Origin of the sequence: Mesorhizobium sp. M0664, assembly GCF_040320565.1 — a bacterium.
GTDB lineage: Bacteria > Pseudomonadota > Alphaproteobacteria > Rhizobiales > Rhizobiaceae > Mesorhizobium.
Window position 1 is genome coordinate 1 of record NZ_JAMYPW010000040.1, and the last position, 23,776, is coordinate 23,776.

The following is a 23,776-nucleotide window of genomic DNA, read 5'->3' on the forward strand; positions in this document are numbered from 1 at the left end:
CCCACTGCCTCCTCCACGAGGCCCCGCGCCGCCGCCCCCCGGCCCCCCCCCCCCGGCCCCTCCCACGCGCTCCCCCGGGCCCCGCGCCCACACGGCCTCGGCGGCGGCCTTGTCGATGCGGCCGCCGAGCGCCGAGAGCGCGGCTCGGGTCTCGGCGTCGTAGACCGAAAGCCGGCCACCGCGGTGGAAATTATGCTGCCCTGCCGGTGGCCCGTCGGCAGCGTCGATCCGGTAGAGCGCAACCAGAAAGCCGGCCAGCGAACGGGCGAACTCAGTAAGATCGGCAATCAGTCCACCAGCCGCCGGTCTGCCGCCAAGCCAGCGATAGACGGACCAAGGCCATGGATAGCCTTCCCCGGGCGCGCCTTTGGCCAGCGGCACGGGTATCGGCAGAGGTAGGTGAGGCGCCAAGCGGGGCAGCCAGCGATGCTCCTTCTCGACCTGGGCGACATAGGCGGCAGCGCTCGGCAGCCGCACCGACATGCTGTCGCCCAGCCGGAACGTGCGGTTGTCCCAGCCGCCAGGCTCGACCGTCTCTACCGGCAGGTCCGCCCATTTGGGGAACTGCGCGGCAATCAGCCGGCGAACAAGTGCGGCATCTATCGGCATGCCTGGCGTTCGTTCATCGGGCGGCATCGGGCTTGCTCCGGTCTTCTGAATAGCCGGCGGTCCATCTTTTTGTCGTCGCACTCTTGCGGCGCCGGTGATTCCACTTGGCTGCAAATTCTCTAAGCCTTGCGCTCCCAGCGCCGGTCGGGCGTTTGCTGCCAGTAGGTCACGGTGTGGCCGGCCTCCTTCATTGTCTTCCAGTGCGTGCGTGCCGCCTCTAGCTGGGCTGCATCGTGGCCGTCGAACAGGAACACGGCGCGCTGGTAGCCGCCAAGCTCCGGCGGCACCGCCCCATCGACCAGGAAGCGTATCTGCGCCTGGTTCGGATTGTCAGGGCCGACGGTCAGAAGCACCGGCTGCTCGGCGGGATGGGCTTCGCGATCCGTTGCGTGGGCCAGGAACGAATCGTCCCGGAAAGTCCACAGATGCTGGTCCAGCGCGTCGCGCCGTTCCTCGGTGCCGGTCTGCACCACGGCACGCCAGCCGCGATCGATACTGCGCTCCAGGAGGCCGGGCAACGCATCCTCCAGCGTCGATTCGGTCAGGTGATAAAACAGAATCTCGGCCATGCGTTCAGTCTACATTGTCGGAGTCCCGCCCCAGCCGCTCATTGCTCGTAATGATCGCGCACCAGCCGGTCGAGCAGCCTGACGCCGAAGCCGGAAGCCCATGACTGGTTGATCTCGTTGGAAGGCGCGCCCATCGCCGTGCCGGCGATGTCGAGATGCGCCCAGGGCGTGTCCTTGACGAAGCGCTGCAGGAACTGCGCGGCGATAATGGCGCCGCCATGGCGGCCGCCGATGTTCTTCATGTCAGCATTCTTGGAATCGATCAGCTTGTCGTATTCGGCACCGAGCGGCATGCGCCACACCCGCTCCTGCGTCGCCTGTCCGGCCGCCGTCAGCCGGTCCGCCAACTCGTCATTGTTGGAGAACAGGCCGGCATAATGCTGGCCGAGCGCGACCATGATGGCGCCGGTCAGCGTCGCCAGATTGATCATGAATTTCGGCTGGAAGCGGTCGTTGCAGTACCAGAGCGCATCGGCCAGTACCAGGCGGCCCTCGGCGTCGGTATTGAGCACTTCGATAGTCTGACCCGACATCGAGGTGACAATGTCGCCGGGTCGCTGAGCGTGGCCGTCGACGGCATTTTCAACCAGCCCGACAATGCCGACGACATTGACCTTCGCCTTGCGCGCGGCCAGCGCGTGCATCAGGCCGGTGACGGCAGCAGCGCCGCCCATGTCGCCCTTCATGTCCTCCATGCCCGACGCCGGCTTGATCGAATTGCCGCCGGTGTCGAAGGTGACGCCCTTGCCGACGAAGGCGACCGGACTTTCCTTGGCCTTGCCGCCGTCCCACCGCATGACCGCGATGCGGGCGCCACGCGGCGAACCCTGCGCTACGCCCAGCAGCGAACCCATGCCGAGCTTCTTCATCTCCTTCTCGGCCAGGATCTCGACCGTGACGCCGAGCGCCTCCAGTTCGGCGATGCGGGCGGCGAATTCCACCGGTCCCAAAACATTGGCCGGTTCATTGACCAAATCGCGCGCCAGCAAGACGCCGTCGATCACCGCCGCTTCATCGGCGAAGGCCTTCTTTGCAGCTGCCGGATCGGCGGTGTGAATAGTCACCTTGACCGGCTTTTTTGGCTCGCGCCTGTCGTCACCATTGTTCTTTTTGGTCTTGTATTTGTCGAAGGAATAGCTGCGCAGCAGGATGCCCGCTGCAAGCTGAACGGCTTGCCTGCCGCTGACGGCCGCACCGGGAAGATCGAGCACGACGGCCACTTCGGTTGCCTTGCGAAAGGATGCGGCAATCGTGCCGCCGAGCTTCAGCCAGGCGTAATCATCGAGATTGGAGCCCTTGCCGGCACCGACCGCCACCAGCCGCTCGATCGATGTCCCTTCCGGTGCCAGCACTTCGACCAGGCTGGCGAATTTGCCGGTGAAGTCGGCGACCGGAAAAGCCCGCTCGAGGGTCTTTGCCGGATCGCAAGCCCTGGCGGCATCGCTGAGGCCGCCCTCGTCGGTCACCAGAACGAAAACGCTGCCTTTTTTGGGCGCGGCGAATTTGGCAAAGGCGATCGAGGGTCTCGAATTCATCATGTCCTGCTTTCGGGGAAGTGAGTTGGATTATTGCGAGATCAGTGAGCGGCGGGTTGAAACAGCTCGATAACATTGCCCGATGGATCTTCGAGCAGCGTCTGGGAACCGCCGACGCCCGTTATGATATCGTTGCGAAAGACAAGTCCAGCACTCTTGAGGCGCGCAACCTCTTCTTTCAGGTCCGGCACCACCAACAGGATGCGATTCCAACCTCCCGGCACCGGCTGCCGGCCATCCGGCATCGCCCGTGCACCCGAACTGCCGGGGCCGCTTAGAAGGAGCCGTAAAGCGCCGCGTGTCACGGAAGCAAAAGCCGGTCGCGCGTCCTGTTCAACAGCGAAGCCCAGATGTCCACAGTAGAAGTCGATCGAGGCGGCGACATCATCGACCATGTAGCGAATGCTGACTGGCGTCATGACCATTGACCTTTCGGTTCGAGCACCTTTCAACAAGGCGTGTCTATTGCGGGCGGAACAGTCGGCATAGTCCGGCTCATCATCGCTGCTTGACAATCCGCGCCGCTATCGCTCTGGCCTGAATGCGGGCGTTAGCGAAACAACCGCGAATGCTCGGCCGCATGCCGGTAAACCACAGACCGGGCAATTTCGGATCGGCATCGCCGCCGTTGAAAAGCGGAACGCCCTTGCCGTCGAGAACGCCGAGCTTGCCGAACATCTGCTCCAGACCGGTGCGATAGCCGGTCGCCGCAATGACGATATCGGGCGTGATCGACCTGCCGTCATTCAATACGATGCCGTCGTGGGTAAATTCCCGCAATGGTGGCACCACCACGATCGTGCCTGCCTTTATGGCGCGAACCGCGCCGTCATCGGCTGCGATCGCGGTGTAGTCGGCGCTCAGACGGCTCGCACCGCCTATGGGAGCCGGCGGAAGCCCAAATTTCGTCAGGTCGCCGAAAACCAGGCGCTGGGTTGTCGCCATCACCGCATCGGCCAGCCGCACCGGCAAGCTCGCCATCAACGGTGAAAGCCTGTGGACGGCGACCTTGCCGATGCGTTTCGGCAGCAGCGACGGGCCGTTGCGGGCCGACAGCCAGATGCTTTGGGCATCTGCATTCGCAAGATGGTTGAGTGCGTCGAACCCCGAATTGCCGGCTCCGACGACCAGCACCCTTTTGCCGACGTAGTCCTTCGCCTCGCCAAAATCGGCCGAATGGATAATCCGGCCTGCAAAATCCTTCATGCCTTTCCACGCAGGAATAAACGGCTGCCGGTCGCGCCCGGTGGCGACGACGACATGACGCGCCAGACGACGTCCGGCGTTCGTCCGCACGGTCCAGTGATCGCCATCGAACGTGATCTCTTCAACGGCAACGCCGAATGCGACCGGCAGACCATGCGCCTGGCTGAAATCGTTCAGATGGCGAATGACGGCCGATTTATGCGGAAAAGCCGGGGTGCCTGCGGGATAGCCGACGCCGGGCAGCGTCGAGAGATCGCGATGCGTATTGAGGTGCAGCCGCTGGTGCCGCCGATGCCAGGGTTCGGCAAGCCGGCTCTCCTTTTCCAGGACGAGCGTCGGTACGCCGGCCTTCATCAAGGCGTGGGCGGCGGCAAGGCCGGCCGCGCCGGCCCCGACCACGATCGCGCCGTCAAAGACCGCTTCCCGACCGGTTTGACCGCGCAATTTTTCCGCTTCCATGCTGGGGCTCAACAGATCCTGACCCGTCTTATCACGCCGCGGCGGTCGCGACCGGCGCGACATTTGGTCGTTTTGCCGCATTTGACAAGACTTTGGCCGAAATCGCTCCCATATGCGATATCGAACCATCCACGATTCGTCGCGGCACGGCCCCGCTTCCCGCCGCAACCTGTTGTTAACCAACAATGTTCGCCCTTTCTTATCCATTGCCGCCGACACTCCGGCCCAGCGGAATTTGCGATCCGGGACAGAACCCAGATCGAACCGCCAAACTGAGCCAGTTGTGCAGCCGGCGCCGGACGACTACCTTGTTCCAAGGCATGATGCCGTTCGAAATCGCCGAGAAAAGCCTTCATGAAGGTCGTTGAACGTTACATCATGCGCCGTGCTTTCGCGGTATTCGCGCTGGCGCTCGTCTGGACGCTGGCGATCGTCTGGACGACTCAGGTGCTCGCCCGCATCGACCTCGTCACCGATAGCGGTCAGTCGGCCCTCACCTTCTTCGAAGTCGCAGCGCTGATCATCCCGACGATCGTTCCGATCGTCGTGCCGTTCGCCCTGGTGGTCGCGGTCGCCCAGATCCTCAGCGTGATGAATTCTGATTCGGAGCTGGCCGTCATCAATGCCGCCGGCGCTTCACGCTGGACCATCGTCAGGCCGATCATGCTTCTGGCACTTGCAGCCAGCGTTTTTTCCTTCGCCGTCGACAATGGCGTCGACCCTTACGCACGCCAGAAGAACCGCGAGTTGATTGCGTCATCGCGTGCCGATCTGTTGTCGTTGATCATCCAGGAAGGCACCTTCCGCAAGATCGACGACGGCCTGTTCCTGCAGGTTGGCGAACGGCTTCCCGACAACCGCCTCGGCGGCATCTTCGTCGCCGATTCGCGCGAAGAAGGCGTCAATCTCATCTACTACGCCAAGACCGGCAGCATCATCGAACGCGGCGACGAGAAGGTGCTGATGATGAATGACGGCGTCATCCATCGCAAAACCATGACCGGCGACCTCTCGGTGATCCGGTTCACCTCCTACGCCTTCGACTTGTCCGCTTTCATGTCGGCATCATCTGACATCCTGCTTTTGCCGAAGGACCGGACGACCCAGTATCTGCTCAATCCCAGTCCGAACGACAAGATGTACCAGCAAAAGCCGAACAGGTACCTGGCCGAGCTCAACCAGCGTTTTTCCGAGTGGTCCTATTCGCTCGTCTTCGCGCTGATCGCGCTCGCCGTTGCCGGAGATGCGCGCTCGCATCGCGAGGCGCGTGTGCACCCGCTGATCACGGCAATCGCGATCGCGCTGTTCGTGCGCTGGCTCGGGTTCTTTGCCGCCGGCAAGGCCGACAAGGTGCCGCAATATGCCTATATGGTCTACGGCGTCCCGATCGTGGCATCGGCGATCGCCATCTGGTTCATTGTTTCCAACCGGACCATGGAACTGCCGGTTGCCTGGGCCGATTGGATAACCAATCTTGCCGGCCGCTTCAGTGACGGCTGGAGCGCCATCAAGCTCCGTTTTGCCGGGCGTGGCGCATCCGGACAGGGAGCCGGCTGATGGGCTGGACTCTGGGTCGGTACTTCTTCTTTCGCTATGTGACGATCACCATCTGGTTCTTCATCGGCCTCTTGGCGCTGGTGTTCCTGATCGATTTCACCGAGCTTTCCGGCCGCACGACTGGCGTGCCGGGCTTCACCTACGCAACTGCGTTCGCCATTTCGGGGCTCAGGATGCCGATGATCATGCTGCAGACGGTGCCGTTCGTCGGCCTGTTCTCGGCGATGGCGACGTTGGTGTCGCTCAACCGCAAATACGAATTGGTCATTGCCCGTTCCGCCGGGGTTTCCGCATGGCAATTCCTGCTGCCGTGCTGCATCGGGGCGCTGCTGTTTGGAGCCTTGTCGGTCGGCGTCATCAATCCGGTAGCCGCGCACGCCTATTCCTGGTCCGAGGAGATCGAGACCCAGCTCCGTTCGGGCAAGTCGAACAGCGTCTCGGCCGATGCTGCGCCCTGGATCAGGCAGAAAACCAACGCCGGCGATACCATCATCGGCGCGCGCGCCATTCTTAATCAAGGCCTGGAGATGGCCGACGCGGTCTTCTTCAGCTTCAGCCCGCAAGGCGACATCATCGAGCGCAAGGATGCGGCGCGCGCCTTTTTGCGGGACGGCTACTGGGAATTGCAGGACGTCAAGGTGTTCCGGGACGGTACCATCCAGTCGTTACCCAGCGATCGGCTGCCGACCAATCTCAAGCCGGAATTCGTGCAAGAGCGATTGGCGCGCCCTGAGACCATTCCCTTCTACGATCTGCCCGGCAAGATCGAAGTGGCCCGCTCCTTCGGCCTCAAGGCAAATGCCTTCGCCATGCAGTTCAATTCCCTGATTGCGCTGCCGTTCCTGCTTGTCGCGATGACGCTGATTGCGGCAACGGTATCAATGCGATTTGCGAGGATGGGGCAGTCGGCAACGATGATTCTGGGTGGCATCGTGGCCGGGTTTCTGCTTTATGTCGTTTCGGTGCTGGTCAAGGCATTCGGCGTAGCGGGATTCGTACCCACGGCCGTAGCGGCTTGGGTCCCGGTTGTCGTGGCTATGTTCTTCGGGGTGACATTCCTGCTATACAAGGAAGACGGCTAGTGAGGGAGGCGGTTTTGCGCAGCCATAGGCACGCCGGTTTGGCACGCCTCTCTGCGGCGAGCGCCTTGGCATGCCTGCTTGCCAGCGCCGCCCCGGTTGCTCCAGCTTTCGCCCAGGACGTCAGTGAGCTGGCAACGAAGGTTCCGAGCGGCACGCAGATGCTGTTGGCAGCCGATACGCTGGTCTACGACAACGACAAGCAGACCGTGACGGCCGTCGGTGGCGTCCAGATCGACTACGGCGGCAACCGTCTCGTCGCCCAGCGGGTCGAATACAACCGCAACACCAAACGCCTCGTCGCCAGCGGCAATGTCGAACTCGTCAATAGCGACGGCACCAAACTCTATTCGCAACATGCCGACATCACTGACGATTTCGCCGACGGCTTCGTCAACGCGCTGCGGGTCGAGACCATAGACAAGGCGTATTTCGCCGCCGAAAGCGCGGAGCGCATGGGCGGCGTGCTGACGACGTTCCACAATGGCGTCTACACCGCCTGCGAGCCGTGCGAGGACAAGCCCGACAAAGCGCCGACCTGGCGTATCAAGGCCAGGAAGATCATCTGGAACGGCGAGAAGAAGACGGTTCGCTTCGAGAACTCGAATTTCGAGTTCTTCGGCTTTCCGCTGGCCTATCTGCCGGCTTTCGAGATCGCCGACCCAACGGTCAAGCGCAAGAGCGGCTTCCTGATCCCCGGCGTCGCCTACAAGAGCGATCTCGGCGTCGGTGTTAAAGTCCCCTATTATTTCGCGCTCTCGCCGACCTACGATCTCACTGTCACTGGCAGCGGCTATACCAAGCAAGGTTTCCTCGGTGAGGCCGAGTGGAGGCAGCGCTTCAACAACGGTCAGTACAGCCTGAAGATTGCGGGCATCCGGCAGGAGAATCCCGACGCCTTCATCGACGACAATGGCCACAACGTGAATTCGGGTACCGAAGGCGACCCGAACAGGTTCCGCGGCATGATGGGCACCCAGGGCCAGTTCGCCATCAACCCGCGCTGGGACTTCGGCTGGGACATCCTGCTGCAGAGCGACAAGAATTTCGCGCGCACCTACGACATCGATGGCTTCAACGATAGCGTGCACCGCTCCGAGGTGTACCTGACGGGGCTCAACGATCGCAATTACTTCGACGTGCGCGCCATGCACTTCGAGGTTCAGGAAGACACGCTCGCCAGCGATCCGACTGCACGCGCCGCCAAGCAGCCCTGGGTGCTACCCTCGCTCGACTACGCCTATATCCCCGACATGCCGGTGGCCGGCGGGCAGCTGTCGTTCGACGTCAACGCGCGGGTCATTGACCGCGACAGGCTCGATACGGCTCTTGCAAATTCGGGCATCCCTTCGTCCGTCAACAACGTCCGCGGCATCGACGGTCAATCCGGGCGCCTTACCGCGGAAGCCGAATGGAAGCGCACCTTCACCACCGATGGCGGGCTGCTGCTGACACCGCTCCTGGCGCTGCGCGGCGACGCCGGCTACGTCAACGCCTCCTCGGCCTCGCTCGACGCCGTCAACCAGATGGCGACCAATCTCGGCGTCGAGGACGATATGCGTTCATCGCTTGCCCGCTACATGGCGACCGCCGGCCTTGAGATGCGCTGGCCGGTGCTGTTTTCGATGACCAGTTCCAGCCATGTCTTCGAACCGATGGCGCAGGTATTCATGCGTCCGAACGAGCAATATGTCGGCGGGCTGGCGGTCCCCAACGAGGACGCCCAGAGCTTCGTCTTCGACGCCACGACGCTGTTCGAGCGCGACAAATTCTCGGGCTATGACCGCATGGAAGGCGGCACACGCGCCAATGTCGGGCTGCGCTATTCCGGCGCATATGACAATGGCTGGGGCACCAATGCGGTGTTCGGCCAATCCTACCAGCTGGGCGGCCAGAACTCGTTCGGCACGCCGGACCTGGTCAATGTCGGCGCCTATTCAGGCCTTGAAACTGCAACCTCCGACTATGTCGGCCTTGTCGGCTTCAACAGCCCCAGCGGGTTTTCCGGCTCGGTCAGCGGCCGTTTCGACGAGCAAAGCTTCGAGATCCGCCGCGCTGAGGTAAAGGCCGCCTTTTCAGGCCTGCCGGTATCGCTGAGCGCCAAATACGCCTTCATCCAGGCGCAGCCACTCTATGGCTTCTCAACCGATCGCCATGAGGTTACGCTCGGCGCCTCGACACATCTTGCCGAGAATTGGCGCGTCTTTGGCACCGGCACATATGATCTGGAGCAGAGCGTTCTGGTCAAGGACGGGGTCGGCTTTGCCTATAGTGATTCGTGCTTTACCTATTTGATGACGTTTTCGGAAAGACGTGACCTGAACACCAAGGAAGTATCGCAGAACGTCGGCTTCAACCTGTCGTTCCGCACGCTCGGCGATTTCGGCTCGTCGCAACGCTCCATCGACACCATTCAATAACGGGCAGCGGTCGGCAACGGGGCGGCTGGCGGACGACATTGTTTCGCCGCATAGAGCAGGCACGAATTTTGACGGCCTGAACTGGGATAGGTTCGGCTGAATCGGGATGGAATTGGGATGCTTTGGATGAGGAAATACCTCTTTTCGGCAGGGTTCGCGCTGCTGGTGGCGTTCTCGACCGCCGCGGTGACGCGGCCAGTTTTCGCCACCGAGATCAAATACGTCGTCAACAATATACCGATCACCACCGGCGACATCCAGCATCGGGCCGCTTTCCTGCGCCTGCAGCACAGAAAGGGCGATGCCGGCCAGGAAATGATCGACCAGACGCTGCGCCTGGCCGAAGCCCGGCGGCTCGGCATTCGCATCAGCGACGAGCAGGTCGATGCCGCTTATCAGCGTTTCGCCACCAGCAACAAGATGCCGCTCAAGCAGCTTGACGGCGCGATGGCGCAATCCGGCGTCACCAAGGAGCATTTCAAGGACTTTATCAGGGCGCAGATGGCCTGGAACCAGGCGCTGACCGCGCGTCACCGTTCTAGCGACGGCGGCGGCGCCATGAGCGAGCAGGACCTCGTCAAGCGCATGCTCGAAAAAGGCGGCAGCAAACCGAGCGCCACAGAGTACATGCTGCAGCAGGTCATCTTCGTGGTGCCGGCGGCCGAGCGCAGCGCGACGCTGGCCAAGCGCAAACGCGAAGCCGACGCTATGCGCGCCCGCTTCAACGGCTGCAACACCACGCGCGAATTCGCCAAGGGCCTGATCGATGTCACCGTTCGCGATCTCGGCCGGGTGCTGGCGCCGCAATTGCCGGCGGACTGGGCCGAGCAGATAAAGGCTACAAAGGTCGGCGGCGCCACCACGACGCGCGAAACCGACCGCGGTGTCGAATTCATCGGCATCTGCTCGTCGCGCGAAGTGTCAGACGACAAAGCCGCGCAGATGGTGTTCCAGAGTGAAGGTTCGAGCGACAAGAACGCCGACGAACTCTCGAAGAAATATGTCGAGGAGTTGCGGAAGAAAGCCCGCATAATCGAGCGCTGAAGTCGACGCGCCGTGGCTGACGCAGAGCTTCCGCTGGCGTTGAGCGTCGGCGATCCGTCCGGCGTGGGGCCGGACATCGCCATCGCTGCTTGGCAGGCCCGCGAAAGCGCTGGCGTTCCGTCATTTTATCTCCTTGCCGATCCGGCACTGATTGCCGCGCGGGCGCACAGGCTCGGCACCGATATCGCGATTGCCGAGACGACGCCGGCGTTAGCGCCGGGGGTGTTTTCGCGCGCGCTGCCGTTGGTGGCGCTTGCTGCCCGTTTCGTCGACAGTCCCGGCCGCCCGGATCCAGCCAACGCCGCCGGCATCATCGAGGCGATCGACCGCGCAGTTGCCGACTGCCTGGCCGGCCGCGCCGCCGCAGTCGTCACCTGCCCCATTGCCAAGAAGCCGCTCTACGACGCCGGCTTTCGCTTTCCCGGCCACACCGAATATCTGGCGCATCTGGCATCGCTTCACACCGGCACCGAAGTGACACCGGTGATGCTGCTTGCCGGTCCGGACCTGCGCACCGTGCCGGTCACCATCCACATCGCGCTGGCCGAGGTGCCGAAAGCGCTGACCACGGACCTTATCGTCGCCACCGGCCGCATCACCGCCGCCGACCTTGCGAACCGCTTCGGAATTGCCAAGCCGCGGCTCGCCATTGCCGGCCTCAACCCGCATGCCGGCGAAGGCGGCACCATGGGCACCGAAGACGAGCGGATCGTGCGCCCGGCGGTCGACCGGCTGAGGCAGGAAGGGATCGACGCCTTCGGGCCGTTGCCGGCCGACACGCTGTTTCATGCTCGCGCCCGCGCCGGCTACGACGTGGCGCTCTGTATGTATCACGACCAGGCGCTGATCCCGGCCAAGGCGCTGGCGTTTGACGAGGCGGTCAACGTCACACTCGGCCTGCCCTTCGTCCGCACCTCGCCCGACCACGGCACCGCCTTCGACATCGCCGGCAAGGGCATCGCCCGTGCCGGCAGCCTGATTGCAGCGCTGAAACTCGCTCGCGTTCTTGCCGATACCGGGAAAAGGCCGTAGGCCCTGAGCCCAATCAGCCATATTCGATGGCCTTAACCCGATGAGCCCGCCTGATGAGCCCAGCCCGATGAGCATAGACGGCCTGCCGCCACTGCGCGAGGTGATCGAGCGCCATGGGCTGCAGGCGAAAAAGGCGCTGGGCCAGAATTTTCTGCTCGACCTTAACCTGACAAGCAAGATTGCGCGAACCGCCGGCGACCTGAGCGACGTTACGGTTATCGAGGTCGGTCCCGGTCCGGGCGGGCTGACCCGGGCCCTGCTCCTCAACGGCGCCCGGCGGGTCGTCGCCATCGAGCGCGATGAGCGCTGCCTGGCGGCCTTGGCCGAGATCGCGAACCACTATCCGGGCCGGCTAGAGATCGTAGCCGGCGATGCGCTGAAAGCTGATTTTGCAGCGCTTGCAAAAGGAGTGCCGGGAAGCGGCGGGCCGGCGAAAATCGTTGCCAACCTGCCCTACAATATCGGCACCGAATTGCTGATCCGCTGGCTGACCGTTACCGAGTGGCCGCCCTTCTACACATCGATGACACTGATGTTCCAGCGCGAGGTCGCCGAACGCATTGCAGCCAGCCCCGGCAGCGATGCCTATGGTCGGCTCGGCGTGCTGGCAGGCTGGCGGACGGAGGCGAGGATTGCCTTCGACGTGCCGCCGCAGGCGTTCACGCCGCCACCCAAGGTGACGTCCTCGGTCGTGCATCTGGTGCCGCGCGCCAGCCCCTTGCCGGCAGAGGTGAAACGGCTCAGCCGCGTCACCGAAGCGGCGTTTGGCCAGCGCCGGAAAATGCTGCGGCAGAGCGTGAAAAGCCTCGGCGGCGAGGCGCTGCTTGCCCGTGCCGGCATCGATCCGACCAGGCGCGCCGAGACGCTGAGCGTCGAGGAGTTCGTTCGCCTGACCAACGCGGTGTGATGCCGGGACGCGTCTGCGTGGAATTTCCGCTCTCACGGCCATAGATAGCCGGACAAACCTGCCCGGAGACAAGCAATGGCCGCCTATGTCATTTCCGACGTCACGATCCGCGACGCAGAGGCGATCGAAGCTTATCGCATCCGCGCGGCTGCCTCCATCGCCCAGCACGGCGGGCGCTATCTGGTACGCGGTGGCAAGGTGGAAATGTTGGAAGGCGACTGGTCTCCCGGGCCGCTGATCATCGTCGAATTCCCCGGCATGGACACGGCGCGGCGCTGGTATCGCTCGGCAGAATACGCCGCTGCATTGGAGCGCGCGACGCCGCGCTCAGCCGCAATCTGATCCTGGTCGAGGGGATAGCGCGTTGATCAATCCGTCTTCTCATCGAGCAGCCCCGAGACGAAATCGAACAGGCCGGGCCGGCGATCGCGTCTGAGCCGTTCGGCGGTGACGATGCCGCGCACCTCGGCGAAAGCGCGGTCGAGATCGTCGTTGACGATGACGAAATCATATTCCTTCCAGTGCTCGATCTCGTTGCGGGCGTTCTTGAGCCGCGTCTCGATCACCGCTTCCTGGTCCTCGGCGCGACGCTTCAGCCGCGCCTTCAATTCCTTCATCGATGGCGGCAGGATGAATATCGAGACGATGTCGGCGCGCATCTTCTCCTTGAGCTGCTGAGCGCCTTGCCAGTCGATGTCGAACAGCATGTCGCGGCCTTCGGCCAGCGCCTGTTCAGCCGGCTCGCGCGGCGTCGCGTAGCAATTGCCGTGCACCTCCGCCCATTCGAGCAGCGCATCGGAATCGCGCAGCCGCTCGAACTCGCGCATGGTACGGAAGTGGTAATGGACGCCCTCGATCTCGCTGCCGCGGCGTGGCCGCGTGGTGACCGAGACCGACAATTCCAGGCTGGAATCGCTCTCCAGCAGATTGCGCGCAATCGTCGACTTGCCGGCGCCTGACGGCGACGACAAGACCAGCATCAGCCCGCGGCGCCGAATGCGGGAACCCACATCCCTAGCGGTCATGGGGCTTGGCAGTCATGTGGCTTGGCATCGGGATCATTCCAGATTCTGGACCTGTTCGCGAAACTGGTCGACGACCGCCTTCAGTTCCAGCCCGATGGCGGTGACCGCGGCAGCATTCGACTTGGAACACAGCGTATTCGATTCGCGGTTGAATTCCTGTGCCAGGAAATCGAGCTTGCGGCCGATGGCCCCACCGCCGGAGAGCAGCGCCCGCCCTGACGCCACATGTGTCTTCAGCCGGTCGATCTCCTCGCGTATGTCGGCCTTGGTGGCCAGGAACGCCGCTTCCATATGCAGCCGGCTGGCGTCCAGATTGGCGGACGCGTCCATCAACAGGCGGATCTGCTCGGCGAGCCTTTCGCGGATCGTGGCCGGTTCGCGTGAAGGATCGGCCTCGGCCCGCAGCGTCAGCGCCTCGATGGCATCGATATGGCCGGACAGCAGGGAACGAAGTGCCGCACCTTCGCCCTGGCGCGCCTGGTGCAGCCCGTTCAGTGCTGCTTCCAGCGCCGACAGTATTGCGGTATCGAGCGCACTGCGCGCCTCTTCGGTTTCGATGGTTTCGGGAATGTCGAGGACGCCGCGCAGCGCAAGCAGGCCGTCGGCCGCCGCAGGGGCTACTCCGAACTGCTCCTGCAGCCGCTTGGCCAAGCCCGCCAGATCCTTCAGGAAAGCCTCGTTGACCACGGGTTGCGCTTGCGCGCCGGCGGCGCGGCCAATGGTCAGCGTCATCTGGAAATTGCCGCGCGCAAAACGCTTCTGCACCGTCTGCCGGACGGCCGGCTCCAACCGGTCGAAACCTTGCGGCAGCCGCAGCCTGACCTCGACGCTTTTGCCGTTGACGGACTTGGCTTCCCAGGCAATCGAAGTGCCGTCGTGTTCGGCGACACTGCGCGCAAAACCGGTCATGCTCTGCAAGTTCATGTAGCCGTGCGTCCCTTTGCCGAATGCCCCTCAAGCCGGAGCGATTTTCTCCGGACAGGACCATGTGAATTTCAATGCCATGGCAGCCCTTGCACATCCACCCGGATATGCACAGGGCCAAACTGATGGCGTCCGGCCCTACTGGGCGGCGGTGGGGCCTGCATCGTCAACGATGGCTCCCGCCGGCGTGTCGGCTCCGGTATTGGTTGCTCCGGCCTTGGCGGCGTCCTGCGCCTGCTTTTTCAGCAGTGCCCGGTAGCGAGCGACATTCTCGTTATGCTCATCGAGCGTCGAGGCAAAGACGTGCCCGCCGCTGCCGTCGGCGACGAAGTAGAGATCGCTGGTCTTCGACGGATTGGCGACAGCCTCCAGCGCCGCACGGCCGGGATTGGCGATCGGCGTCGGCGGTAACCCGTTGATCAGATAGGTGTTGTAGGGCGTCGGCTTCTGGATGTCCGACTGATAGATCGGGCGGTCGATGGGTTTGCCTTTGCCGCCGAACAGGCCGTAGATGATGGTCGGGTCCGACTGCAGCCGCATACCCTTGGCCAGCCGGTTGAGGAAGACGGCGGCTACGCGCGAGCGTTCATCGCCCTTGCCGGTCTCCTTCTCGACGATAGAGGCCAGGGTGACAAAATCCTCAACGTTGGCGATCGGCAGATCCGGCGCTCGGCGTTGCCAGACCTCGTCGACCAGCTTCTTCTGGTCGGCCAGAAGCTTGTCGACCATCTGCTGGCGTGTTGCGCCGCGGGTGAAACGCAGCGTGTCGGTGGCGAGGCTGCCCTCAGGTGGAGTGGTCGACGGCATATCGCCGGTCAGCGCGTCCTGCTCGGCGATCCGTTGCAGCGCCTGCTCGACCGTCAGCCCCTCGGGGATGGTCAGCGAATACATCACCGACTTGCCGCTCTTCAGCAGTTCCATGATATCGTGCATCGACGCCTGCGGCTTGATCTCGTATTCGCCGGCCTTCAGGGCGGAATCATTGCCGAAGGCGCGCACGCCAAGGCGGAAAATGCGGGCGTCGCTGATCAGCCCTCGCCGCTCAAGCTGGTCGGCGATCTCCTGGACGCCGCTATTCGGCTTGACCAGGAAAGTGTCGCCATTGGCCGACGGGCCGGGCTCGTTGAACTCCTGCTTGCCGAAATACAGCGCAACGCCTGCCGCCAGCACCATCAGCATCACCGAAGAGATGACGAAGTTCATGAACACGACGAACTGGCTGCGCGAGGCACGCGAGCGCTTCGGCGGCGGCGTGCCGGCCTCGGGCCGCAACGCCTCGCTGGCCGTCTTCGGCACGATCGGGCCGGGCGTGGGCGTTGCTGGCCGTTGCCCGAATTCCCCGTTATCGGCCGGATTTGTGTTCATAGCGCCCTACCATTTGATCTTGCGACGAATCCCCTCGGGCAGAGTAGGGGCGAATATGGCAAAATTGACGGCAGACGGAAACCGGCAGAGCGGTCAGCCATTGTAGCGCTGGAAGACGAGCGAGGCGTTGGTGCCACCGAAGCCGAAGGAGTTGGACAGCGCCACGTCTATCTGCCGGGCCCGCGGCTTGTGCGGCACCAGGTCGATCGCCGTTTCGCGCTCCGGATTGTCAAGATTGATGGTCGGCGGCGCGATGTTGTCGCGAATGGCGAGGATCGAAAAGATCGCCTCGGCAGCACCAGCCGCGCCCAGCAGGTGGCCAATCGACGATTTGGTCGACGACATCGATATCTTCGAGGCGGCGTTGCCGACCAGCCGCTCGACGGCGCCGAGTTCGATCGTATCGGCCATGGTCGAGGTGCCGTGCGCGTTGATGTAGTCGACATCGGCCGGCGTCAGCTTCGCCCGGTTCAGCGCCGCGGTCATGCAACGGAAAGCGCCGTCGCCGTCCTCGGCAGGCGCGGTGATGTGATAGGCGTCGCCGGTCAGACCGTAGCCGGTGACCTCGGCATAGATCTTGGCGCCGCGGGCCTTGGCGTGTTCGAGCTCCTCGAGCACGACAACACCGGCGCCCTCGCCCATGACGAAGCCGTCGCGATCGCGATCATAGGGGCGTGAGGCCGTTTGTGGCGCATCGTTGCGCTCGGTGGAGAGCGCGCGGCAAGCGGCGAACCCGGCGACCGACAGTCTCGTCACCGGCGCTTCGGCGCCGCCTGCGACCATAACGTCGGCATCGCCCCAGATGATCAGCCGGGCGGCATCGCCGATGGCGTGCGCACCGGTCGAGCAAGCGGTGACGACGGCATGGTTGGGGCCTTTCAGCCCATGCCGGATCGAGACCTGACCGGAGACGAGGTTGATGATCTGGCCAGGGATGAAGAATGGGCTGATGCGGCGCGGACCGCGTTCCTTGAGGATCATCGCATTCTCGGCGATGCCTTCGATGCCGCCGATGCCCGAACCGATCAGCACGCCGGTGGCGCACTGTTCCTCATGCGTCTTCGGCTGCCAGCCGGAATCCTTGAGTGCCTCGTCGGCGGCCGCGATCCCGTACAGAATGAAGTCGCCGATCTTGCGCAGTTCCTTCGGCTCGAGAACGGCTTCAGGATTGAAAGTGGCATTGGAGCCGTCACCGCGCGGAATGACGTGGGCGACCTTGCAGGCAAGATCTTCCACCTCGAATTCGGTGATGCGCTTGGCTGCGCTGCGGCCGGTCAGAAGCTCCTTCCAGCTGTGCTCGAAGCCCATGCCGAACGGCGAAAGCAGCCCAAGGCCCGTGACGACGACACGCCTCATCGCAGGTCCTCCCCGGTGATGACTGCAAATAGCGTCAGGCGGAGGCCTTGTCGATGTATTTCACCGCATCGCCAACAGTCAGGATGGTCTCGGCGGCGTCGTCCGGGATTTCGACACCGAACTCTTCTTCGAACGCCATGACAAGTTCGACCGTGTCGAGGCTGTCCGCGCCCAGATCATCGATGAAGCTCGCCTGCTCCGTCACCTTGTCGGCATCGACGCCAAGGTGCTCGATGACGATCTTCTTGACGCGCTCTGCGGTGTCACTCATTTGGGCATCCTCGTCTTTTGGTTGTCTGTCTTCGTTAGCGGGCAGAATGCCGCTAATCAAGCTGAAAGATGGTCCTGCCGGAAACGCAGCGGAACAGGACCGGTTTTTGCCCGAACCGCCGGGTTGCGGGCGGCATTACACGAAAAATCCCGTGCATCCAAGACGGAATGAAGCGTTTTCCCAAGTGTTAGATCATTGCCATGCCGCCATTCACATGAATGGTCTGGCCGGTGACGTAGGCTGCCTCGTTGGAAGCGAGGTAGGCGACGGCTGAGGCGACTTCGGCGCCCGTGCCCATGCGCCGGGTCGGGATCGCCGCCATGATCGCCTCTTTCTGCTTGTCGTTGAGCTTGGCGGTCATCGCCGATTCGATGAAGCCCGGGGCGACGCAGTTGACGGTGATATTGCGGGTGGCGATCTCCTGCGCCAGCGATTTGGAAAAGCCGATCATACCGGCTTTGGAGGCGCAATAGTTGGTCTGGCCGGGATTACCCATGACGCCAACCACTGAAGTGATGTTGATGATGCGGCCATGGCGGCGCCGCATCATCGGATGGGTAAGCTCGCGGGTCAGCCGGAACACGGCGGTCAGGTTGACCTCGAGCACGCTATCCCAGTCGGCGTCAGCCATGCGCACGAACAACCCGTCCTTGGTGATGCCGGCATTGTTGACGAGGATGTCGACGCCTTCGAGGTCAGCTTCCGCCTTCTGGCCGAGCGCCTTGACGTCGTCGCGGTTGGAAAGATTGGCCGGGAAAAGCTTGACCCGGTCGCCCAGTTCGGCGGCCAGCGCCTCCAATTTCTCGATACGTGTGCCATGCAGGCCGACGATGGCGCCCTGGCCGTGCAGCACGCGGGCGATCGCCTCGCCTATACCTCCCGATGCGCCGGTGACGAGCGCCTTGCGGCCGGTCAATTCGAACATGCTTTATCCTCTTCCCAAATCGTACTGGCCAATCATACGGGCCGGTGAGTTCGGCTATCTGTAAACGTTGCCGCGGTGGCCTATGGTTACCACCAGAATGACGAGCCGGTTATCCTGCACATCGCAAATGATGCGATAATCCCCGACGCGATATCTCCAAAAGGTTGCGAGCGGGCCCTTCAGCGGTTTGCCGAGTTCACGCGGGTTGTCGAGAACGGCAATGCGGTTTTCAATAAAATCACGGATACGGTGACGTGTCTGCGGATCCAGTTTTTCGACAAATTTTCGCGCCGAGTGGGCGTATTCAAGCGTCCAGGCCACGCCAGAAGTCCTCGGCTCTCATGACGTCTTCTTCACCACGCCTGATCCGCTCAACGACTTCGGCAGCCAGGTAGTAATCCTCCAAGTCCTCCAGACCACGTTCAATGAGCTCGCGCAGATAGTAGGCCTTGCTGCGACCAGTCTTGGCCGCGAGAAAATCCAGGCGCTGCTCGACTTCAGGAGAAAGGCGGATCGATGTGGGCATGCCGCACCTTGTTGCGATACATGTATTCATGTAGCGGCAAGCACTGATGAATTCAAGCTACGTGGTCACCCAAGGCGGCAAGTGCCGTCTCGACCTCCGCCGCCGATCCGATGCTGCTGGTGGCAATGTCGCGGTTGATGCGGCGGGCCAGCCCCGACAGCACCTTGCCGGCGCCCACTTCGTAAAGCGTCACAACGCCGTTGCTGCCGAACCACTCCACCGTTTCGCGCCAGCGCACGCGCCCGATCACCTGTTCGACGAGTCGGCGGGCGATCTCGTCGGGATCGCTCGTCGGGGTCACCGTAACATTGGAGACCAGCGGCACGACCGGCGCACTCTTCGTCACGGCGGCCAGCGCCTCCCGCATGATCTCGGCCGCAGGCTTCATCAATGCCGAATGGAAGGGCGCCGAGACCTGCAGCATCAGCGCCCGCTTGGCGCCCTTCTCCGTGCATAGCCTCGCCGCCAGTTCGACCGCTGGCCTGGCGCCGGAGATCACCAGCTGGCCGCCGCCATTGTCATTGGCGATCTGGCAAACCAAGGCTTGTGCGGGATCTTTGGCGGCGCCCTGGGCGGCCTCTGCGCAAGCGGCTTCGACGTCGGCCTGTTCCAGCCCGATGATCGCCGCCATGGCGCCCTCGCCGGCCGGCACAGCCGCCTGCATGGCATTGCCGCGGATGCGCAACAGCCGGGCGGCGTCGGCGACCGAAACGAAACCTGCGGCCGCAAGTGCCGAATATTCGCCGAGCGAGTGGCCGGCGACATAGGTGACCTTGCCGTTCAGGGAGAAGCCGCGCGCCTCCAGCGCCCGGATTGCGGCAAGCGACACCGCCATCAGCGCCGGCTGGGCGTTGGCGGTCAGCGTCAGCGTCTCTTCCGGGCCTTCCCAGATCAGCTTCGATAGGTTTTCGCCGAGCGCGTCGTCAACTTCCTCGAAGATCCGCCGCGATTCCACAAAGGTATCGGCGAGGTCCTTGCCCATGCCGACAGCCTGGCTGCCCTGCCCCGGAAAGGTGAATGCGATGGCCATCGGCGGCTCCCAGCTGCTGGTTCACGTTGCCTGTGACGCAAGGCGTGCGGCCAAGTCAAGTCCAACCTTGATCGCGTAATATCGGCCGAGTGCCTGTTTCGGCAGGCTTTTTGGCGATCACTCATGATGAAAACCGCTCACGATTTGTTTGCTGGCTCTTCTTATTTCCGCCACAGGCGCTAGGCTTTGCGTGACAGTTCGATGACAATCGAGTGACGCTTTTGTTGCGGGCCGGGGAACTATTGAAGTGGCAAAGACCAAGCAGAGCGCAGCCGAGGCGGCGCCCCAGTTTCTTGAAGGCGATCCGTCGACCGGCTATCTGCCGGCGCGCAAATGGCCTGTCATCCGCTATGGCCTTATCAGCTTGCTGGCTGCGGCCATCCTTGTGTTTGCCATCGAACTGATCGTGCGCGGCAACTTTGCCGGCACCATTGATTTCTTTCTGCAGCCTTTCAAACCCGGCTGGACCACGATCATCATTTTTGCGCTGATCCTCATCGGCCTCGACGCCGTGCTCGGCCGCAGTCATCAGAGCCTGATGATCGTCGCGCCGCTGACATTGTCGCTGGCGTTCGTCGGCCACCAGAAGTCGCTGTATCTCGGCGATCCGCTCTATCCGACCGATTTCCTTTATTCCCGGCAGATCGTGGCACTGATGCCGCTTCTGGTACGCGATCGCCCGGGAACCGCCATTGCCCTGGCGATCGGCATCGTCGGCGGGCTGTCGCTGCTCGTCTATGGCTGGCGGCTATGGCGCCGCCGCGTTCCGGCGCTCAGCCACAAGGGCCGCCTTGCCCGGCTGACGCTGACAGTACCGCTGATCGCCTTCTTCGTTTCCATCATGGACTATGCCACTTTCTCGTGGACGCGCGACCGGCTGCAGATCATCCCGATCATGTGGGACCAGAAGGAAAACTATGCCTCGAACGGTTTTGCGCTCGCCTTCGCGCTTAACGTTCCGATGGCGCATGTCTCGGCGCCGCCCGGCTATTCCGACAAGGCGATCGAAGCGATCGGCAAACCGCAGGTGACCGCCTCGGTACCTGCCGAGAAGCCCGACATCATCGTCGTCATGAGCGAATCCTTCTGGGATCCGACCAAGCTACCCGGCGTCACCATCACACCCGACCCTATCCCCAATGTGCGGGCACTGCGCACGGGTTACATGTTCTCGCCCGAGTTCGGCGGCATGACGGCCAACATCGAGTTCGAGGCCCTGACCGGCTTTTCCAACGCCTTCCTGCCGGCGGGCAGCATTCCCTACCAGCAATATGTGCGGACACCGACTCCCTCGCTGGCGACCTTCCTGAAAAGTCAGGGCTACCGGGCGCGCGCCATCCATCCCGGCACTAACTGGTTCTGGAACCGGGGGGCCGTCTATGCCGATTTCGGCTTCAACGACTTCAAGTCCGAGGAGACGTTGCCGCCCATGCAGAAGCGCGGACCGCTCGCGTCGGACGCTGCGATGACCGACGAGATCATCCACGAAGCCGATACCAGCGCCGAGCCGGTGTTCTTTTTCGCCGTCAGCCTGCAGAACCACGGGCCGTATGAGCCGTATCGCTATAACAATCCGACCCACAAGGTGCAGGCGCCGATCAGCCAATGGGCGCGTGAATCGCTGTTGAGCTATGCCGAAGGCTCTTCCGACGCGGACCGCGGCCTCGAGCGGCTGATCGAATGGGCGAAGAAACGCGAGCGGCCGACCGTCATCGCGTTCTTCGGCGACCATCTGCCGCCGCTTGGGCCGGTCTACGTCGAGACCGGCTTCCTGAAGGACAATGTTGCGCCGCGCAAGGAGGCGGCCGACCAGATGCTGCTGCACCACCAGACGCCGCTGATCGTCTGGTCGAATCGCAGCGGCCCGACCGAGGATCTGGGCGCCGTCAGCCCGTCCTTCCTGCCCTACCATATCCTGAAGACAGCCGGCATCAGCCATCCCTATTACACCGGCTTCCTCGGACAGTTGCGAGAGCGCTACCGCGTTATCGACCGCAATTTGCTTTTGGCACCGGGGGGCGACGCCACCCCCGATTGGTCGCGTCAGAAAGAGATCGATCCGGCAATCCGCGACTTCCGTCTGCTGCAATACGACATGATGTTCGGCAAGCGCCATGCGGCGCCCGATTTCTTCCCCGAAACCACAGGCAAAGTGGCTGCACACACGAGTTGAGCAGCGGCGGCGGGAGAGCGGCCGACGTCGTTCAGTTCGTCAAGTGCAGCTGCGAAATCGAGCTTCCGATTTTCAGGAAGACGCCTTCGAGCTGACTGACGTCGTTGGTCGGGTAATAATCCGACGGCGACGATGCGCAGGCCTCGTAGAGTTTGCGGTTGGCTGCGGTGTCGGCCTGCAGCAGCACTGTGAAGATCTGCACGTCCTGCTTCTTCAATGTGTTGCATACATTGGTTGTCCAATCGTCGACATTGCGCACAGCCGCGGTCTGGTCGCTGGATCCAAACCGACCCGAGGCCAGGAATCCGTAGGAGCCATAGTCCGACTTCTGTGGCGTATCCTTCGCGCCATAGACAACATTCTCGCCGTCGGTGAGCAGCAGCACCGTTTTGGTCGTGCCTGACGCCCTGAACGGCGCGCCGTCGCTGTAAGGCGGTTCCGGCGAGAGCACCCGCATCCCCCATGACAAGCCTTCCGAAACATTGGTCCCCGAGCCGTTCCATTCGATCATCTCACCGACGGCCTTCCGCAATTTGTCGAAATCATCGGTCAGCGGCACTATCGGCGTCGGACAGGCCCGGTTTGGGCCGATAGTCAGTGGGCCTCTCTTGTCGTTGATCAGCTTCATCGTCGAAACACTGTACTTCGCCATGTCGCTGGTGAGGCCGGGAAGCAGGGTGACGACGGTATCGTCGAGATAGGAATTGTTGTAGCCGGTCGCTGAATTGCCGTAGGAGCTGTTTGGATTGCTAGCGTTACCTGGATCGTCCGGCGCGAAATAAGGTACGAACAGGGTGTCCGGTTTGTTTTGGTCGGGCGAAATGTCGGAAACATTGTTGGTTCCTGGCCGCGCTTCGACGCAGCCTCTCCATTCGACGCCCAATTGCTTGAACAGATCCATATGGTTGACGCGCTTGCCGCCGACCGAGGGGAAATTGGCGCCGTTGTTCGGCGATTTGCCGGCCATGTCGATCCAGGCCGGATCGTAGTCCTCGCCCTTGACGTTGACGGCGGTGACGAACGGCACCACCGCGACACGTACGCTGCGCGTCGGCGACTTCGCCGCTTCGAGCATATCGATCAGGGCCGTCGCCGCCGTCCGCAATGCGCCGATGCGATCGTTGCTGGCCATCGACCCGGTATTGTCGAGCACCAGCACGACTTCGAGCTGATTGGTCGATTCGACGGCGCCGGCATCGACGGTGATGCGCTTGTCGTTGCCGAACAGGAAGGCGAAGTTCAAATTGACGTCCGCCGTGGCGACAGCCTTGGTCTGGATGTAATTGAGGCCCCTTTCCACGGTAAGCGTCGCTTCGGCGTTCCTCAACTCGCTGTGGCCGGCGACATTGGTCTGGAAGTAGCGGTCGAAGACGTCCTTGTGCGAAGCCTCGATGTCGCCGAGATGCGAAGATGCAAGGTTCGCGGCATCGAGCGCATTCTGCAAGCTGACCTTGGCCCTCATCAAGGTGGACACGTCCACGGCAAAGGCGACGGCGGTCAGAACCGCAGGCAGCCCGAACGCCAGCATCAGGGCAAAGTTGCCGCTCTTCGAACGGCAGAATTTGTCGAAAAGCATTTTTGTCCCCAAACCGCCTTGGTGCCGAACTCGCGCAGACTGTTTGCTTTTGCATCCGCATGATGAACGACGGGTTGCCGCCACGCCCGCCGGTGCTGGAACTTCGCATGGTGGTTAAGGTCCGGTTTCAGGAATCCGCAAGCCTTGCCGTCGAGACCCGTGGCGCTCTGGGACGGTAGGGCCGTTTG

At 62.8% G+C, this 23,776-nt stretch carries 23 protein-coding genes; 8 read left to right on the forward strand and 15 right to left on the reverse strand.

The window, feature by feature from the left end; genetic code table 11:
* From NKI39_RS26075 to NKI39_RS26095, 5 genes are all read right to left on the reverse strand, one after another.
* On the reverse strand, window positions 1–609 hold a 609-nt coding region (locus NKI39_RS26075; protein WP_352835424.1), incomplete at its 3' end, for a phosphotransferase.
* Between the two features lie 119 nt (window positions 610–728).
* Window positions 729–1,178, reverse strand: coding sequence for a DNA polymerase III subunit chi (locus NKI39_RS26080; protein ID WP_023719810.1), 450 nt, complete (start codon window positions 1,176–1,178; stop codon window positions 729–731).
* Window positions 1,179–1,216: 38 nt separating this feature from the next.
* Window positions 1,217–2,713 carry a leucyl aminopeptidase gene (locus NKI39_RS26085; protein ID WP_352471102.1) on the reverse strand — a complete coding sequence of 499 codons (1,497 nt, stop codon included), beginning with the start codon at window positions 2,711–2,713 and terminating at the stop codon, window positions 1,217–1,219.
* Window positions 2,714–2,754: 41 nt separating this feature from the next.
* Window positions 2,755–3,138 (reverse strand): VOC family protein, encoded by a 384-nt coding sequence (locus tag NKI39_RS26090; RefSeq protein WP_352471101.1) that lies wholly within the window; start codon window positions 3,136–3,138, stop codon window positions 2,755–2,757.
* A 73-nt stretch (window positions 3,139–3,211) separates the two neighbouring features.
* Complete coding sequence (locus NKI39_RS26095; RefSeq protein ID WP_352471100.1) at window positions 3,212–4,378, reverse strand: flavin-containing monooxygenase; 1,167 nt, start codon at window positions 4,376–4,378, stop codon at window positions 3,212–3,214.
* A 354-nt stretch (window positions 4,379–4,732) separates the two neighbouring features.
* On the opposite strand from NKI39_RS26095, the gene lptF reads away from it, so the two are divergent.
* The 7 genes from lptF to NKI39_RS26130 all read left to right on the forward strand — a co-directional run bounded on the left by lptF (window position 4,733) and on the right by NKI39_RS26130 (window position 12,759).
* On the forward strand, window positions 4,733–5,935 hold the full coding sequence (lptF, locus tag NKI39_RS26100) for an LPS export ABC transporter permease LptF (protein ID WP_352471099.1): 1,203 nt from the start codon (window positions 4,733–4,735) through the stop codon (window positions 5,933–5,935).
* Window positions 5,932–7,017 (forward strand): LPS export ABC transporter permease LptG, encoded by a 1,086-nt coding sequence (gene lptG, locus NKI39_RS26105; RefSeq protein WP_023677695.1) that lies wholly within the window; start codon window positions 5,932–5,934, stop codon window positions 7,015–7,017. The genes lptF and lptG overlap by 4 nt, the downstream gene beginning before the upstream one ends.
* Window positions 7,017–9,434: an LPS-assembly protein LptD gene (locus tag NKI39_RS26110; RefSeq protein ID WP_352835427.1), complete on the forward strand. Its 2,418-nt coding sequence runs from the start codon at window positions 7,017–7,019 to the stop codon at window positions 9,432–9,434. The genes lptG and NKI39_RS26110 overlap by 1 nt, the downstream gene beginning before the upstream one ends.
* Window positions 9,435–9,551: 117 nt before the next feature.
* On the forward strand, window positions 9,552–10,478 hold the full coding sequence (locus tag NKI39_RS26115) for a peptidylprolyl isomerase (RefSeq protein WP_352835430.1): 927 nt from the start codon (window positions 9,552–9,554) through the stop codon (window positions 10,476–10,478).
* Between the two features lie 12 nt (window positions 10,479–10,490).
* Window positions 10,491–11,510: a 4-hydroxythreonine-4-phosphate dehydrogenase PdxA gene (gene pdxA / locus NKI39_RS26120; RefSeq protein WP_352835432.1), complete on the forward strand. Its 1,020-nt coding sequence runs from the start codon at window positions 10,491–10,493 to the stop codon at window positions 11,508–11,510.
* A gap of 67 nt (window positions 11,511–11,577) precedes the next feature.
* Window positions 11,578–12,417 (forward strand): 16S rRNA (adenine(1518)-N(6)/adenine(1519)-N(6))-dimethyltransferase RsmA, encoded by an 840-nt coding sequence (rsmA, locus tag NKI39_RS26125; RefSeq protein ID WP_352567435.1) that lies wholly within the window; start codon window positions 11,578–11,580, stop codon window positions 12,415–12,417.
* A 75-nt stretch (window positions 12,418–12,492) separates the two neighbouring features.
* Window positions 12,493–12,759: a DUF1330 domain-containing protein gene (locus tag NKI39_RS26130; RefSeq protein ID WP_502898611.1), complete on the forward strand. Its 267-nt coding sequence runs from the start codon at window positions 12,493–12,495 to the stop codon at window positions 12,757–12,759.
* Window positions 12,760–12,785: 26 nt separating this feature from the next.
* Here NKI39_RS26130 and gmk read toward each other — a convergent pair whose 3' ends face one another.
* From gmk to fabD, 9 genes are all read right to left on the reverse strand, one after another.
* On the reverse strand, window positions 12,786–13,442 hold the full coding sequence (gene gmk / locus NKI39_RS26135) for a guanylate kinase (RefSeq protein WP_023677701.1): 657 nt from the start codon (window positions 13,440–13,442) through the stop codon (window positions 12,786–12,788).
* Window positions 13,443–13,475: 33 nt separating this feature from the next.
* Complete coding sequence (locus NKI39_RS26140; RefSeq protein WP_352835434.1) at window positions 13,476–14,366, reverse strand: YicC/YloC family endoribonuclease; 891 nt, start codon at window positions 14,364–14,366, stop codon at window positions 13,476–13,478.
* A 138-nt stretch (window positions 14,367–14,504) separates the two neighbouring features.
* Entirely contained in the window at window positions 14,505–15,731 is a 1,227-nt protein-coding gene (gene mltG, locus NKI39_RS26145) for an endolytic transglycosylase MltG (protein ID WP_352471094.1), read from the reverse strand.
* A 93-nt stretch (window positions 15,732–15,824) separates the two neighbouring features.
* Complete coding sequence (gene fabF, locus NKI39_RS26150) at window positions 15,825–17,087, reverse strand: beta-ketoacyl-ACP synthase II (protein WP_352454402.1); 1,263 nt, start codon at window positions 17,085–17,087, stop codon at window positions 15,825–15,827.
* Window positions 17,088–17,121: 34 nt separating this feature from the next.
* On the reverse strand, window positions 17,122–17,358 hold the full coding sequence (locus NKI39_RS26155; RefSeq protein ID WP_006203723.1) for an acyl carrier protein: 237 nt from the start codon (window positions 17,356–17,358) through the stop codon (window positions 17,122–17,124).
* A 187-nt stretch (window positions 17,359–17,545) separates the two neighbouring features.
* Window positions 17,546–18,283, reverse strand: coding sequence for a 3-oxoacyl-[acyl-carrier-protein] reductase (gene fabG, locus NKI39_RS26160; protein ID WP_352471093.1), 738 nt, complete (start codon window positions 18,281–18,283; stop codon window positions 17,546–17,548).
* Window positions 18,284–18,337: 54 nt separating this feature from the next.
* The gene (locus tag NKI39_RS26165; protein WP_352471092.1) at window positions 18,338–18,604 is read right to left on the reverse strand and encodes a type II toxin-antitoxin system RelE family toxin; all 267 of its coding nucleotides are present in this window, start codon (window positions 18,602–18,604) and stop codon (window positions 18,338–18,340) included.
* On the reverse strand, window positions 18,588–18,809 hold the full coding sequence (gene relB / locus NKI39_RS26170) for a type II toxin-antitoxin system RelB family antitoxin (protein WP_352467166.1): 222 nt from the start codon (window positions 18,807–18,809) through the stop codon (window positions 18,588–18,590). The genes NKI39_RS26165 and relB overlap by 17 nt, the downstream gene beginning before the upstream one ends.
* 52 nt (window positions 18,810–18,861) lie before the next feature.
* The gene (gene fabD, locus NKI39_RS26175) at window positions 18,862–19,839 is read right to left on the reverse strand and encodes an ACP S-malonyltransferase (protein WP_352471091.1); all 978 of its coding nucleotides are present in this window, start codon (window positions 19,837–19,839) and stop codon (window positions 18,862–18,864) included.
* A gap of 247 nt (window positions 19,840–20,086) precedes the next feature.
* Here fabD and NKI39_RS26180 point away from each other — a divergent pair, with 247 nt between their 5' ends.
* Window positions 20,087–22,012, forward strand: coding sequence for an LTA synthase family protein (locus tag NKI39_RS26180; RefSeq protein ID WP_352471090.1), 1,926 nt, complete (start codon window positions 20,087–20,089; stop codon window positions 22,010–22,012).
* 31 nt (window positions 22,013–22,043) lie between these two features.
* Here NKI39_RS26180 and NKI39_RS26185 read toward each other — a convergent pair whose 3' ends face one another.
* Window positions 22,044–23,588: a pilus assembly protein TadG-related protein gene (locus NKI39_RS26185; protein ID WP_352835437.1), complete on the reverse strand. Its 1,545-nt coding sequence runs from the start codon at window positions 23,586–23,588 to the stop codon at window positions 22,044–22,046.
* Between the last annotated feature and the right edge of the window lie 188 nt (window positions 23,589–23,776).

Excerpts from the sequence above, each read along its gene's own strand:
- relB (WP_352467166.1), bottom strand. The coding sequence starts at position 18,809 with ATGCCCACATCGATCCGCCTTTCTCCTGAAGTCGAGCAGCGCCTGGAT.
- NKI39_RS26085 (WP_352471102.1), bottom strand. The coding sequence starts at position 2,713 with ATGAATTCGAGACCCTCGATCGCCTTTGCCAAATTCGCCGCGCCCAAA.
- fabD (WP_352471091.1), bottom strand. The coding sequence starts at position 19,839 with ATGGCCATCGCATTCACCTTTCCGGGGCAGGGCAGCCAGGCTGTCGGC.
- NKI39_RS26130 (WP_502898611.1), top strand. The coding sequence starts at position 12,493 with ATGGCCGCCTATGTCATTTCCGACGTCACGATCCGCGACGCAGAGGCG.
- gmk (WP_023677701.1), bottom strand. The coding sequence starts at position 13,442 with ATGACCGCTAGGGATGTGGGTTCCCGCATTCGGCGCCGCGGGCTGATG.
- NKI39_RS26090 (WP_352471101.1), bottom strand. The coding sequence starts at position 3,138 with ATGGTCATGACGCCAGTCAGCATTCGCTACATGGTCGATGATGTCGCC.
- fabF (WP_352454402.1), bottom strand. The coding sequence starts at position 17,087 with ATGAGGCGTGTCGTCGTCACGGGCCTTGGGCTGCTTTCGCCGTTCGGC.
- NKI39_RS26095 (WP_352471100.1), bottom strand. The coding sequence starts at position 4,378 with ATGGAAGCGGAAAAATTGCGCGGTCAAACCGGTCGGGAAGCGGTCTTT.
- lptF (WP_352471099.1), top strand. The coding sequence starts at position 4,733 with ATGAAGGTCGTTGAACGTTACATCATGCGCCGTGCTTTCGCGGTATTC.
- fabG (WP_352471093.1), bottom strand. The coding sequence starts at position 18,283 with ATGTTCGAATTGACCGGCCGCAAGGCGCTCGTCACCGGCGCATCGGGA.
- NKI39_RS26185 (WP_352835437.1), bottom strand. The coding sequence starts at position 23,588 with ATGCTTTTCGACAAATTCTGCCGTTCGAAGAGCGGCAACTTTGCCCTG.
- mltG (WP_352471094.1), bottom strand. The coding sequence starts at position 15,731 with ATGAACACAAATCCGGCCGATAACGGGGAATTCGGGCAACGGCCAGCA.
- NKI39_RS26155 (WP_006203723.1), bottom strand. The coding sequence starts at position 17,358 with ATGAGTGACACCGCAGAGCGCGTCAAGAAGATCGTCATCGAGCACCTT.
- NKI39_RS26140 (WP_352835434.1), bottom strand. The coding sequence starts at position 14,366 with ATGAACTTGCAGAGCATGACCGGTTTTGCGCGCAGTGTCGCCGAACAC.
- NKI39_RS26080 (WP_023719810.1), bottom strand. The coding sequence starts at position 1,178 with ATGGCCGAGATTCTGTTTTATCACCTGACCGAATCGACGCTGGAGGAT.
- rsmA (WP_352567435.1), top strand. The coding sequence starts at position 11,578 with ATGAGCATAGACGGCCTGCCGCCACTGCGCGAGGTGATCGAGCGCCAT.
- NKI39_RS26115 (WP_352835430.1), top strand. The coding sequence starts at position 9,552 with ATGCTTTGGATGAGGAAATACCTCTTTTCGGCAGGGTTCGCGCTGCTG.